Raw genomic sequence first — 13,768 nt, 5'->3', positions numbered from 1 at the left:
GAACATGAATAAAATCACCAGCTTCACCATCGACCACATCCGCCTTGTGCCGGGCCTCTATGTATCAAGAAAGGACCGTGCGGGGGATGCCGTCATCACCACCTTCGATATCCGTATGACGAATCCCAACGAGGAACCGGTCATGAATACGGCCGAGATACACACGATCGAACATCTGGGAGCAACTTTTTTGAGAAATCATGAAAAATATAAAGATCAGGTTCTCTATTTCGGGCCCATGGGGTGCCGGACCGGATTCTATCTTCTCCTTGCCGGAGACTTTGGTTCCCGCGACATTGTTCCCCTTATGAAGGAGATGTTCGAGTTCATCGCATCCTACGAGGGCGAGATTCCCGGGGCGTCCGCAAGGGACTGCGGAAACTACCTTGATATGAACCTGCCGATGGCGCGCTTTCTGGCGAAAAAATATCTCTCCGATGTGCTGACGGATATCCAGGATTCACAGCTTTACTACCCGGAATGATCCTGCCGGACGTTTTCTATTAAGTCTCTTAAGCGGGCGGAGCCGAAAGCTCACCCGCTTCCTTTTGAGAACTTCTCTCCGGATATACCGGTACGTCCGCTCTTCCCCGTATTTCGCAAGCATGTGAAGAAGACGCTCAAGGAGCGCTCTTGTCTCCGGATGCATCAGTTCGCCCGCTTTTCCGTTCTCGTAGTATTCCAGAGGATCGCTGTCTTTATATGCGTTTCCCTTGTACACCTTGCTCGCCGCGATCCGGTCAAGAAACATCTCCACCACATACCGGACCGGCATCTTCATACCCGCCAGCAGTCTCTCCCCGTCCAGGCTGTAATCGATCCAGTACTCGTAGTGATGTTTGTTTCTCCCCTTATGGTGAAGCCATGCGGAAGAATAGCCTTTGTCCTCCCGCTCGGCATTGTTGGGGCTTCTCGTCCCCTGATAGTATTTACACCCGACACGGAACTCGGTAAGACTGTATTTCGAGAGGTCATGGAGAAGTCCCTGGCGGTACAGCCCCACCTTGAAACACTCTCTCATGACGATGATTTTATGTTTTGTGATTGTGCAAAAATGCCTGATTGCTTTCATTGTCTCTCCTGTTCTGGCTCTTTCTTCTCCGGAGTTTTCTTTGTTCCGGACTTTTCCCTTTTCGGCGGAAGCGGCCTCTTTTCCGTCTTCGCGCTCACCAGAAGCACAATACTCCTCTCTTTCAGCTCAATGCTTTTCTGATTATCCAGTGCGGCCGGCTGATCCAGAAATCCCTGCCGTGTGTCCGCCGCCAGACACCAGTGTTTCCCCTTTCCCGGAGAAGGAAGCGCGTACGTGTGCGGCAGCCAGTGCATATTATATGCGGCAAAGCACTCGTCGTCATTTACGCCGGCTCCGGAGTAGAGAACTCCCAGCTGCCGGCTGGACACATCGGCTTTGACCTGCCATGCGTTTTCTCCGTGGTAGGATACGTCCGGAACTCCGCAGGCTGTGCGGTCCAGCCCTTTCAGCTCCTCTTTTCTGTGGAGACAGGGATGTTTTTTCCGAAAAGCGATCAGTGCTTTCACGTAGCAAAACAGAGAGTCATCCGACTTCAGCCTGCTCCAGTCCACCCAGCCGGTTTCATTGTCCTGACAGTATACATTATTATTCCCTTTCTGACTGTTGCAGAACTCATCTCCCGCAAGAAGGCAGGGCGTTCCCTGGGCAGTAAGGAGAAGCTGGAAGGCATTTCTCACCTGGCTGTTCCTTAAGTTCTGTACGGCCCGCTTTCTGCTGGGGCCCTCAGCGCCGCAGTTCCAGCTGTAGTTATAATCCGGGCCGTCTGTGTTGTTCTCCCCGTTTGCCTCGTTATGCTTGCTGTCATAGGATACAAGATCCCACAGGGTGAATCCTGTCTGCGCGGTGATATAGTTGCACTTCCCGTCGGATGCGGAGTTGTGCCGCAGCGCCCACATCACATCGCTGACCATATTTTCATCACCTTTGAGGAACCGGCGCATGACATTCTGAAAGGCGTCGTCTTTCCTCATCAGCTTCACGTCCTTTAAAAGCGGGTCCTCATTCATCATCTCCCACGGCACGTTGTACGGATTCAGGACAAAACCGTCCACATGGTACTCCAGCATATAGAAACGGAGGCACTCCAGAGCCGTCCCCGCTCCTATTTCCGGGACAAACGGCATCTCCAGCACCACTTCGATCCCCTCTTTATGGCAGGCCTTTATCATGTCTTTTAATTCTTTTACAGCAGAGCGGCCTGACGCATACGCCTCTTTCGGCGCAAAATAATAAGCCGGGCCATATCCCCAGTAATTGATCTTTGTTCCGGTACACTCCTCAAACTCGTAAACCGGCATACACTGAATCTGGTTGATGCCCAGCTCCTTCAGATAGGGGAGTTTTTCCACAATTCCGAGATACGTGCCTTTGTGGCGCGCCCTGGATGAACTGTGTTTTGTAAAACCTCTCACATGAAGACTGTAGGCAACCACTTCATTCCACGGAAGATGGAGCCTTTTATCGTTCTCCCAGTCGTACCCGGGAGAAACGATCTTCCCCCGGATCTCATGTTCTGCTATCTCTTTCTTTTTCCCGAACGTCTTCTTTCCCGCAATCTCCCTGACATACGGGTCCAGACATACCTTTCCCCCGATTCTGTAATTATACTCGTATTTCTCCGCATTGATCTCTGCAAGACACATGAAGCGGACTTCGCCGATGCCTTCCTCTTCCGGCATCTCGAAGACATGTTCCGGCTCCTTCTTTCCTTCCCGGTACAAAAGAAGTTCACACGATTTCCCCGCGGGCACCTGAACTGCAAAATTCACGCGCTGCCCCTCAACCGCCGCGCCAAAAGGCTGCGGCTTTCCTCTTTCTTTTCTCATTCTCCGTTCCTTTCTCACTGCCAGCCATCTGTTCCATACATGTCAATATTGTCTCTGTTAATAAAGAACGTCTCTACATAGGTTTCTGCTTCATACACGCTGCCGTCCAGAACCGCCATCGCGGTTTTCGCCGCTGTCTTTCCCATATTGATGGGTGAAAGAGCGCCCGTCCCTTCCATGGGGCTCGAATAATCCGCAATAGCCGCCTTGATATCCGGCGCGCCTCCCACACTGTACACGAGAACATCGTTTCTTCCCGTCTCCTCGAGCACATCGAGCACTTCCAGGGCCATTTTATCATCCCCGCACATAATCGCGTCCAGATCACCTTCTGCGAGCACCTGCGCAAGTCCGCTTTCGATCACGCTCATATCCCCTTCCACGTCAATTCTTGCAGCGACTTCAAATCCGCTGTTTGACACCGCTTCTTCAAACCCTGTAATTCTCTCGTTGACAAGATCTACCGAGGGGCTCTCCACAATCGCAATTTTTCCCCCGTCCGGAAATTTCAGCTTCAGATCATCCCCGCAGACTTTCCCTGCGTTATAGTCATCCGCGCCGATATACGCCTCCACAAGATCCGTATTTTCCACGCGGGTGGACAGGTTGACCACAGGGATATCCGCCCCGTCAAGCGCTTCCAGTGCTGATGTAATCTCTGACGGATCAGCAGGACACACAAACACAAGATCTACCCCTTCGTCGATCAGTTCCTGGATCTGCGTATTCTGCTGAACGGGATCTCCTCCCGCATCTTTTACAGACACCTGCCCGCCTTCCTCTTCCACCGCGGACTTCACCGAATCACGCAGCACCTGGTAATAGGGAACGGACAGATCAGGCATACTGATTCCGAAGACCCGACCTTCCTGTGTCAGTCTGTCTTCCGTTTCCCCCTCATCCTCTGTCTCTTCTGAAACCGGATTATCCTCAGGCGTACCCACATTCTGCTTGCATCCTGAAATAAAAACTGCCGCAAAAACTGCGAGCAATAAAAAAAACATACTCTTTTTTTTCATCTGATTTCCTCTTGTCTGTATATTTTCCAATGTCCATATTTTCATTCTACCGTGTTTCGGGGGAATGTCAATAGATATTGGGATGCATGTTGTCTCTTGCTTTTTCCATTTCCATCTGCTACCATCAAGACAGAAAACCGCCTGCGCGGGCACCATAAAAAGGAGAAAAAACATGAATTACAACGAACTGGAATCACTCACCGTAACACTGACTCTTGACAACGACGAGGAGCTGGAATGCGAAGTTCTGACCGTTCTGGAGACGGAAGGACAAAGCTATATCGCGCTTTCCCCAACAGGCGGCAGCGATGAGGGACAGGTCTATCTGTACCGTCTGATCGACCGCGGCGAAGACGAGGAGCCGGATATTGAGAACATCACTGATGACGATGAATTCGAGCGGGTATCCGCGGCCTTTGACAGCTGGGCGGAAAGTCTGGAATTCGGCGATATCGACCTGGATGAACTGGACGAAGAAGAGGAGACAGAGTAAAATTTATGCCTCCTCTTCAGAGAGCAGCTCATCTACAAAGCGGGAGGGAGAAGTCTCTTTCCCGCTTTTTTCTGCCGTGCAGCAGATTTTCAGTACTTCTTTTGCCCGCGTCATCCCCACATAAAACAGCCTTCTCTCCTCTTCCGTCTCCCGGTCCGTCTTCGCCTTTCTGTAGGGAATTCTCCCCTCGTTCGCCTGAATGAGAAGCACCGTGTCAAACTCCAGCCCCTTGGAGGCGTGCAGTGTCATAAGCCGGACACCCTCTCCGCCGCTGTTTCTCCGCCGCTCTTTCTGCCGCAGCATCTCCGTGTACTCCTCGATATGCCGAAACCACGCCTCAATGGTGGAAAACGGCCTGGCCGCCTCCGCGATCTCGGCGAGGATTTCATTCAGATCTGACCGCTCCACGTTGTGAGTGTAGGCGTAATCTTTCAGATAATCATCATATCCGATGCGCTTCCGGATATACTGGATGGCCGCATAGGGGGCCATGCGCGAGAGCATTTTCACGTCCCACTCAAACTGATCGATACGGTCCATCATCCAGTCTTTGTCACAGTAGAATTTGCGCAGGCTCTCAAAGGACGGCTCCCCGCCGGACAGGCTGTCTCTGCCGATGTACCGTTTCGGCCGGTTCATGACAAGCAGGAAATCGCTCCTGTTCCGCTCTCCCGACGCCAGCCGCAGATAGGCCCGGATGTCCTTTGCAATAAAATGGTCGTACAGATTCGGCAGGCGCTCCTTCATCTGAAACGTGATATGCCGCTTTACCAGTTCCTCCGCCACGGGCCTTGCATCCGTATGAATCCGGAACAGGACGGCGATTTCCTCAGGCGGAACCCCCTCGTCGATTCTCTTTTCGATCTCGTCCGCCGCATACTGCGCCTCCTCATTCGGATCTTTGAGCTCCTGGACATGGACATACGCTCCGTCGCCTTTCGCGGCCTTAAGATCTTTCTCGAAACGCACCTCATTGTTCCGGATCACTTTCAGGGAGTTACGGACAACGTTGCCTGTGGAGCGGTAATTCGTGGCCAGCGTGATCTGTTTCGCCTCCGGATAGTCCTTCAGAAACTGAAACATCAGCTCGGAATCCGCACCCCGGAACCCGTAGATCGCCTGGTCATCGTCCCCCACTACAAAAAGATTGTTCTCCGGCAGCGCAAGCATCCGGATCACGTCGTACTGAACCCGGTTGATATCCTGAAACTCATCGATAAGGATATACCGGAACTTCTTCTGCCAGAGCGCGAGCACGTCCGGCCGCGACACAAAAAGCTCCCGGCATGTCACAAGCATATCGTCAAAATCGATCTTTCTCATAGATTTGCGCTGCGCCTCATACTCGCGGTACAGATCCCGGAAATTTTCCGCCGGACACTTTGACGAGACAAACTCTTCAATATCAAGCCGGTTATTTTTGACCTTCCCGATCTCTCCGGCAATGTCCCCCAGGAAGTCCTCCTCCTCCGGAACTTCGATCTCAAGCCTGCCGATGACAGATCTGAGAATCTGGTATTTTTCCTCCTCCGAGAGAATATTCTCCTGTCCGATCCGGTACGCCCACTTCAGAATCCCATAATAAATCCCGTGAAACGTACCAGCCGTCACGGGAATATTCTTTCTGCCCATCAGATCGCAGAGGCGTTCTTTCATGCCGGCCGCAGCGTATCTGGTAAACGTGACGACCAGGATCTCTTCCGGCTTTACGCCGCAGTCTTCGATCAGATGCCGGATCCGGCTCACGATTGTAAGCGTCTTTCCGGAACCGGGCCCTGCCAGTACCTGGCAGGGCCCCTTTTCATGCATAACCGCTTTTTTCTGTGCTTCATTCAGTCCCATGCAGCTTTTCAATCCCCTTCCGGATCCTGCGTAAAGACTCTTCTTTTCCGAGAACCTCCATCAGCTCGGTGGCGCCGCCCGGTGTGTTCTGTCTTCCCGACACAGCCGTGCGCAGAGGCCACATCACGTAACCGATCTTATATCCCTTCCCGTCTGCAAACGCTTTGAGCGTCTCGAACAGCGCGTCATTTCCAAAGTCTTCCTGTGCCTCAAGAATCGGCAGCACCTCCTCAAGAAGCGCAAGCCCTTTCTCCGGATCCGTCTTCATCTTCTTATGTCTGTAAAGCTCATTGTCATATTCCGGCAGTTCCTCGAAGAAACCGATCTGCTCCCGGATATCCGGGAAGATCTCGATTCTCGTCTTCACAAGAGCCGCGATTTTCTTCAGGTCATAATCTTTTGTCACCGTCTCTTTGATGTACGGTTCCGCCATCTCATAGAACCGGTCAAAATCCATCGCCTTTAAATACTCCCCGTTCATCCAGCGGAGCTTCACCGTATCGAATACCGCAGGCGACTTGCTCATCTGCCTGTAGTCAAACGCCTCCACCAGTTCCTGCAGGGAAAAGATCTCCCGGTTGTCTGACGGACACCATCCGAGAAGCGCCACGTAGTTGACGACCGCCTCGGAGACAAATCCCTGGTCGATCAGGTCCTCGTAGGAGGAATGTCCGCTTCTCTTGCTCAGCTTTTTGTGGTTCTCATCGGTAATCAGAGGACAGTGCACATACACCGGGATCTCCCATCCGAACGCCTCATACAGTCTGTTGTATTTGGGTGCCGAGGACAGATACTCGTTTCCTCTCACCACATGGGTAATCCCCATGAGATGGTCGTCAATGACGTTGGCGAAGTTATAAGTCGGGAATCCGTCGGATTTGATCAGAATCATATCGTCCAGCTCATTGTTCGGAACGGTAATATCCCCGTAAATCTCGTCGTGAAAAGTCGTCTCGCCTTCGTTGGGCACGTTCAGACGGATCACCCACGGTTTTCCCGCCGCCAGGTTCGCCTCCACTTCCTCTCTGGAAAGTCCGAGGCAGTGCTTGTCGTATACAACGATGTCTGTCCCGTCCCCGGAGACAGAAGTCTTTAAAGACTCCAGACGTTCTTTGTCACAGAAACAGTAGTAGGCGTCTCCCTGCTCCACAAGCTGCTTCGCGTACTTCAGATAAATACCGGAAGCCTGGCGTTCGCTCTGCACATAAGGGCCGTATCCTCCGTCCCTGTCCGGGCCTTCATCGTGGATCAGCCCGGTCTTTTCAAGTGTCCGGTATATAATATCGGTTGCGCCCTCCACATACCTTTCCTGGTCGGTGTCCTCCACCCGGAGGATAAAGTCGCCCCCTTCATGTTTTGCGATCAGGTACGCGTAAAGCGCCGTCCTTAAATTTCCCACATGCATCCGGCCTGTCGGGCTCGGAGCGAATCTGGTTCTCACTTTGTTGCTCATTTTTTCTCTCCAATTCAAGTCTGTATTTTTATTTCACGCATTCGGCGGCAAGGCCGGACAAAAACTCGTCGCATCTTCCGTAAACGACAATATCCGCCTTCTCATCCGAATAATGCTCGGAATCCGTCACAAGGATCAGATTGGATCCCGTGTAATACTGAAGCATCTGACTGCACAGCGGGGTTGTAAGATTGGATCCCAGCACAAGCAGTACATCCGCTTTTTCCACCTCATAAGCCGCCCGGGTCATGATCCCGTTGTCTATCATCTCGCCGAACAGACATACCTGCGGACGAATCGCCACAAGACATTTTTCACAGAGCGGAACACCCTTCGCGTCCCTTACATACTCCATGGAATAATGTCTGCCGCAGGACGGACACACATTGTCGTACACCGTCCCTTTCATATTCACCACGTTTGTGCATCCCGCTCTCTCCTCAAGCGCAGCGATGCGCCGGGTAATAATCGAGTGGATCAGCCCGTGATCCTGAAGGGTTTTCAGGGCAAGGAATCCCTTTCCCGGGGGAGTCTCCATGGCCTTTAAGATCACTTCTTTATAAAAACGGAAAAAAAGGTTCTTTCTCGCGGAATAAAATCCGCTGCTGAAAATCTCTTCAAAAGAATAACCGTACTTTTCCTCAATCTCATAGGATTCCGCTCCGTCCCGCAGGAGCGGATACCCGCTTTCTCCAAGAAGACCGGTCCCGCTTAAGACAACCGTATACGTGCTGTCTTTCAATATCTGAAGCATGTTTTTCTCTTTCATCCAAGAACCCTCCTTTCTGCCGCTGTAATACTCTCAGCAGATGATTTTTATACCCAATAGTATAATACAAATCCGGGAATTCTTCAATAAAATTGCTTGACAGTGTCGGGAAGATCTCTCACGGGACTTCGCCGTCCCGCACCGGAAGGATCACCTCTATGTATTCCGGGAGGACGGACACATCAAGCTGTTCACATGCCCTGATATCAAGCTTTGAAAGCTGGGAACCTGCAAACGCGCCCGGCGCGATTGCGGCTACGCCTGACGGGACATAGTAAGTATCCGTCCTTGCCGGAGGAAACGCAAACAGGCATGTCCCGCCCGCTGAGAAGATAACTCCGTTTTCTGTGAAAAACTCTCCCGACGGTTCCATCTCATACCACTCCACTTCCGTGAATCCCGAAAATGCGCCCTCTTCTATGTATGTAATATTGGCCGGAATATACACTTCCCGCACGCCTTCGGGTACTGCGGCAAAAGCATCCGCGGAAATGCCGCTGCACCCGGAGGACGGAAACGTCATACAGGAGTCTGACACAACAGCCGCCGGATCTGCAATCCCGCATATCACTCCGCTCTCACTGACATAGAATCCGTTCAGGATGGTCATTCCGGCATCGGAGCCGGTATTGTCCCCGTTTTCATCCTCAGTATCACCGCCTGCCGGAAGGTCTTCCGCCGGATCATCTTCCGCCGGAATATCCGTATCAGGAATACCCGCATCAGGAATATCCGTATCAGGAATACCCGCATCCGGAATATCCGCATCCGGAACATCTGCATCAGGAATACCTGCATCAGGAACACCTGTATCCGGAATACCTGCATCAGGAATATCCGGACCCGGATTGTTTTCCTCCGTATTGCCGGTATTTCCGCCCGGGATATCCACGCCCGGGACTGCGGTATCCGCAGCTTCTGTGTCAGCAATGCCCATGCCGGGAGCGCCCGTATCAGGATCAAATTGAACGGCCAAATCTTCCGTCTCAGCCTCCCGTTCCGGCGGGGCAGTCTCTGCCGCCTCTGTTCCGGGCAGAATAGCAGACGCTGTCAGTATATTTCCGGACAGAGTTCTCTCCGCGATCCCTCCGGGCGCCCCTGCGCCCGACACGGAAAGCGGCTCTTGCTCTTCCGGAATCCTGCTGTTCACACTAAACGTATTCTCCGAAGGCTTTACAGCATGTCTCCCGGCTGTTCCATCTGTACTCAGAATAAGCAGGCCGAGTGACAGCATCACCGATGCGGTTCTCGCAAGCCGCCTCATATAATGTTCCTGTTTCTTTCCCTCATAAAATTCCAAACACCATTCCATGATTACCCCATTCCTTTCTTCACCCGGGCGTCCCCCGGAAATATTTTCCAGTTAGAACACCCCAACTGATAAAGTATCAAAGAAAAAGGAATGCCGCAATCCTCTGCAACATTCCTTTGCATTTTTTTGCTCATGTACTGGTATTCCGGGATCAGACGCTGATCTCCGCCTTCATTCCAAGCACGTCCTTATTCTTTTCAAGCAGCGGGCGGATAACGTTCGCAAGATAAGCCTCCACCTGCTCTTTCGCCCGTCCGGTATATCTGGAAGGATCCATCGTCTTTTTCAGATCCTCCTCGCTTAAGTTGAACGCAGGATCCGCCGCGATCAGCTCGAGAAGGTTGTTGTCAAGCCCCTTTCTCTTCACATTGTCGCCTGCCTCCATGGACAGCGTACGGATTCTCTCGTGGAGTTCCTGACGGTCTCCTCCCGCCTTTACGGCATCCATCATAATATTTTCTGTCGCCATAAACGGAAGCTCGGCCATCAGATGCTTCTCAATCACTTTCGGGTACACGACAAGGCCGTCCACCACGTTGAGACACAGGTCGAGAATTCCGTCGACGGCAAGGAATCCCTCCGGAACGCTCAGGCGCTTGTTGGCCGAGTCGTCCAGTGTTCTCTCAAACCACTGGGTGGCGGATGTAATCGCCGGATTCAGCGCGTCAATCATCACATATCTCGAAAGGGAAGCAATACGTTCACTCCGCATGGGATTTCTCTTGTACGCCATGGCGGAAGAGCCGATCTGCGTCTTCTCAAAAGGTTCCTCCACCTCTTTCAAATGCTGGAGAAGACGGATGTCATTGGAAAACTTATGGGCGCTGGCCGCGATTCCGGCCAGGACATTGAGCACTCTTGTGTCCACCTTTCTGGAATATGTCTGCCCGGACACAGGATAGCATGCTTTAAATCCCATCTTTTCCGCAATCATCGGATCGATCCGGTCGATTTTCTCCTGGTCTCCGTCAAAGAGCTCCAGGAAGCTTGCCTGGGTACCCGTCGTTCCCTTTGAACCGAGAAGCTTCAGGCTTGAGAGCACATAGTCCAGGTCTTCCAGGTCCATTTCAAACTCCTGCATCCAAAGCGTCGCTCTCTTTCCCACCGTAGTCGGCTGTGCCGGCTGGAAGTGGGTAAACGCAAGGGTCGGCTGTGACTTCTGCTCATCTGCGAACTTCGCCAGTTCCGCGATCACGTTGATCAGCTTTCTGCGGACGAGTTTAAGTGCCTCGGACATAACAATAATATCTGTATTGTCGCCCACGTAGCAGGACGTAGCCCCAAGGTGAATGATCCCCTTTGCCTTCGGGCACTGCACGCCGTAGGCGTAGACATGGGACATGACGTCGTGGCGCACTTCCTTCTCCCTCGCCTTTGCGACATCATAATTGATGTCGTCCGCATGACTTTTAAGCTCCTCGATCTGCTCATCGGTAATGTCCAGTCCCAGCTCTTTCTCCGTCTCGGCAAGGGCGATCCACAGTTTTCTCCATGTTCTGAACTTCTTGTCCGGAGAAAAGATGTACTGCATCTCTCTGCTTGCGTACCGCTCGGAAAGCGGGCTTGCATAACGGTCATTCGACATATGTGTATCCTCCTTTATTTCATGTTATTAACATTTAACATTTTATAACATCCACCGCCCTTCGCCTCTGGCCCGCGCCCGGTGAGCGCTCACTCAAATGCGTGGCTGATGTCTTCGCCGGGGACTTCCATCGGATAATTTCCTGTGAAGCACGCATCACAGTACTTCAGATCCCCGACCATGTTTTTCAGTTTGTCAATCTCCATATATCCAAGGGTATCGGCGCCGATCATCTCCCGGATCTGCTCCGTTGTGTGGGAGTGGGCGATCAGCTGCTCATTGGACGGCACGTCTGTCCCGAAATAGCACGGGTAGAGAAACGGCGGTGAGCTGATGCGCACATGCACCTCCGTGGCCCCGGCGCTTTTGAGCATCCGGATAATGTTGGCGCAGGTCGTTCCTCTAACGATTGAATCATCCACCATCACGATCCGTTTTCCCCTGACGACCTCGGGGATGACATTCAGCTTGATCTTGACGCTGGACTCCCGGTCGCTCTGCTTCGGCTTGATAAACGTCCTTCCCACGTAGCTGTTCTTGTGAAACGCCATGCCGTACGGGATTCCGGAATACTCCGAGTAGCCTTTGGCCGCCACCAGCCCGGAATCCGGCACTCCCACCACAAGATCCGCCTCCACCGGGAATGACTCCGCCAGAGCCCTTCCCGCCAGGATGCGCGCGTGGTACACTTCCACCCCGTCGATCCTGCTGTCGGTTCTCGCGAAATAAATATATTCAAAGATGCATCTCGCCTGCTTTTCCTCCGGCATCGCCATACTCATGTCGGATGCAATACCGTCAGCGGTGATCGTTACGATCTCTCCCGGCAGAACGTCGCGGACAAACTCCGCATCCACCGCCGTAATCGCGCAGCTCTCGGAGGCAAGGAAATAAGTATTGTCCCGACGGCCGATACACAGAGGTTTGAGTCCGAAGGGGTCTCTCGCTCCGATCATCTTCCGCGGACTGCTGATCACCAGCGCATAGGCGCCCCTGATCTTTTTCATCGCCCGTTTCACCGCCTCCTCGGCAGTCCTGGAATTAAGCCTCTCTCTGGCGATATGGTAGGCGATCACCTCGGAATCGATGGTCGTCTGGAAAATCGCTCCCGTGTACTCCAGTTCCTTTCTCAGCTCGATGGCGTTGACAAGGTTTCCGTTGTGTGCAATGGCAAGTGCACCTTTCACGTAATTGATGACAAGGGGCTGCGCATTCTCCACTCTCGTTCCTCCGGCAGTAGAATAGCGCACATGCCCGACGCCCAGGTTGCCCTTGAGCTCCTCCAGCGTCCCCTCATGAAACACCTCATTTACGTGTCCCAGCCCTTTTCTCGACAGGAATCTGCGTTTTCCTTCCGTGTCTGTCACCGCGATTCCGCAGCTCTCCTGTCCTCTGTGCTGCAGTGCAAAAAGTCCGTAATAAATGGACGGCGCAACATCCCGGCCATCCATGTCATAAGCTCCGAAGACTCCGCATTCCTCGCCGAGTCCCGTGGAAACTCTCTCTAAATCTGTCATATAAGATTCCGCTCCTTTTTCTTTTGCGCAACTCCGATTATAATATAAGGCAGAGGGAAAATCAACATTCCCTCTGCCTTCCTCCGTCGGACGTTCATTATTTTATTCGCCGCATATTTATAAGTATTTTTAATCAACCGTTTGTAAAGCGCGACAGGAACTGTCTTGTTCTCTCTTCCTGCGGGTTTTCAAACACCTGCGCCGGGGTTCCCTGCTCGAGAATGCATCCCCCGTCCATAAAGATAACCTGACTGGACACATCTCTCGCAAAAGCCATCTCATGGGTGACAATAATCATCGTCGTCTCCTGGTCAGCCAGGCCTTTGATTACTTTAAGCACTTCGCCCGTAAGCTCCGGGTCCAGCGCGGATGTAGGCTCATCAAAACAGAGAATATCCGGCTTCAGCGCAAGGGCACGGGCAATCGCCACTCTCTGACACTGACCGCCCGAGAGCTGGTGGGGATAGTTGTCCATCCGGTCGGCAAGGCCCATCTGGGTAAGAAGCATTCTGGCCTCCGCCTCGATCTCCTCGTGAATCTCCTTTTTCTTTGCCTTATAGTCCGGCTGTTCCTTCGCCAGAAGCTCCTTTGCCAGCATCACATTGCCGAGGGCCGTGTACTGCGGAAACAGATTGAACGACTGAAAGACAAGTCCGAAATGCAGTCTCTTCCTGCGGATTTTATCATCCTGGGCCGTCACCGGATCGTTTGCGTCAAAGAGTGTCTCCCCGTTTACACGGATCGTGCCGCCGTCCGGCCTCTCCAGAAAGTTCAGGCACCGGAGGAGCGTCGTCTTTCCGCTTCCCGAGGACCCGATAATGGAGAGCACATTTCCTTTCTCCAGAGAAAAAGTGATATCTTCCAGGACTTCCGTGCGGTCAAAGCTTTTGCTTAAGTGTTCCACTTCAAGAATTGCCAT

Annotated in this window: 12 protein-coding genes; 2 read left to right on the top strand and 10 right to left on the bottom strand. The window is 52.6% G+C overall.

The annotated features are described in order from the left end of the window. Nucleotides 1–4 precede the first annotated feature (4 nt). Nucleotides 5–484 carry an S-ribosylhomocysteine lyase gene (locus tag LKD70_RS06260; RefSeq protein WP_227707217.1) on the top strand — a complete coding sequence of 160 codons (480 nt, stop codon included), beginning with the start codon at nucleotides 5–7 and terminating at the stop codon, nucleotides 482–484. Here the strand turns inward: LKD70_RS06260 and LKD70_RS06255 are convergent. The 3 genes from LKD70_RS06255 to LKD70_RS06245 are packed head-to-tail and all read right to left on the bottom strand — an operon-like array spanning nucleotide 461 to nucleotide 3,878. Further along, nucleotides 461–1,072: a DUF5662 family protein gene (locus LKD70_RS06255; RefSeq protein WP_227707174.1), complete on the bottom strand. Its 612-nt coding sequence runs from the start codon at nucleotides 1,070–1,072 to the stop codon at nucleotides 461–463. The two genes, LKD70_RS06260 and LKD70_RS06255, sit on opposite strands and share 24 nt — an antisense overlap. Next, the gene (locus LKD70_RS06250) at nucleotides 1,069–2,859 is read right to left on the bottom strand and encodes an alpha-amylase family glycosyl hydrolase (protein ID WP_227707173.1); all 1,791 of its coding nucleotides are present in this window, start codon (nucleotides 2,857–2,859) and stop codon (nucleotides 1,069–1,071) included. Before LKD70_RS06250 ends, LKD70_RS06255 begins: the two co-directional genes overlap by 4 nt. Nucleotides 2,860–2,873: 14 nt before the next feature. Then, a complete protein-coding gene (locus LKD70_RS06245) occupies nucleotides 2,874–3,878 on the bottom strand; it encodes a substrate-binding domain-containing protein (protein ID WP_227707172.1) in 1,005 nt (334 codons plus the stop codon). Nucleotides 3,879–4,050: 172 nt separating this feature from the next. Here LKD70_RS06245 and LKD70_RS06240 point away from each other — a divergent pair, with 172 nt between their 5' ends. Further along, nucleotides 4,051–4,371, top strand: a complete 321-nt coding sequence (locus LKD70_RS06240; RefSeq protein ID WP_227707171.1) for a DUF1292 domain-containing protein — start codon at nucleotides 4,051–4,053, stop codon at nucleotides 4,369–4,371. 3 nt (nucleotides 4,372–4,374) lie between these two features. Here the strand turns inward: LKD70_RS06240 and LKD70_RS06235 are convergent, their stop codons facing one another. The 7 genes from LKD70_RS06235 to LKD70_RS06205 all read right to left on the bottom strand — a co-directional run bounded on the left by LKD70_RS06235 (nucleotide 4,375) and on the right by LKD70_RS06205 (nucleotide 13,768). Continuing rightward, entirely contained in the window at nucleotides 4,375–6,213 is a 1,839-nt protein-coding gene (locus tag LKD70_RS06235) for an ATP-dependent helicase (RefSeq protein ID WP_227707170.1), read from the bottom strand. After that, nucleotides 6,200–7,666, bottom strand: a complete 1,467-nt coding sequence (gltX, locus tag LKD70_RS06230) for a glutamate--tRNA ligase (RefSeq protein WP_227707169.1) — start codon at nucleotides 7,664–7,666, stop codon at nucleotides 6,200–6,202. The genes LKD70_RS06235 and gltX overlap by 14 nt, the downstream gene beginning before the upstream one ends. A 28-nt stretch (nucleotides 7,667–7,694) precedes the next feature. Then, entirely contained in the window at nucleotides 7,695–8,435 is a 741-nt protein-coding gene (locus LKD70_RS06225; RefSeq protein ID WP_227707168.1) for an SIR2 family NAD-dependent protein deacylase, read from the bottom strand. 118 nt (nucleotides 8,436–8,553) lie between these two features. Beyond that, complete coding sequence (locus LKD70_RS06220) at nucleotides 8,554–9,747, bottom strand: ICP22 family protein (protein WP_227707220.1); 1,194 nt, start codon at nucleotides 9,745–9,747, stop codon at nucleotides 8,554–8,556. Nucleotides 9,748–9,898: 151 nt separating this feature from the next. Then, nucleotides 9,899–11,332, bottom strand: coding sequence for an adenylosuccinate lyase (purB, locus tag LKD70_RS06215; protein ID WP_227707167.1), 1,434 nt, complete (start codon nucleotides 11,330–11,332; stop codon nucleotides 9,899–9,901). 89 nt (nucleotides 11,333–11,421) lie between these two features. Beyond that, nucleotides 11,422–12,849 (bottom strand): amidophosphoribosyltransferase, encoded by a 1,428-nt coding sequence (purF, locus tag LKD70_RS06210; RefSeq protein WP_227707166.1) that lies wholly within the window; start codon nucleotides 12,847–12,849, stop codon nucleotides 11,422–11,424. 133 nt (nucleotides 12,850–12,982) lie between these two features. Continuing rightward, nucleotides 12,983–13,768: an amino acid ABC transporter ATP-binding protein gene (locus LKD70_RS06205; RefSeq protein WP_227707165.1), complete on the bottom strand. Its 786-nt coding sequence runs from the start codon at nucleotides 13,766–13,768 to the stop codon at nucleotides 12,983–12,985.

It is taken from the genome of Ruminococcus turbiniformis, assembly GCF_020687545.1.
Taxonomy (GTDB): Bacteria; Bacillota; Clostridia; order Lachnospirales; family Lachnospiraceae; genus Mediterraneibacter; species Mediterraneibacter turbiniformis.
This window is presented reverse-complemented; position numbering and strand designations above follow the sequence as displayed.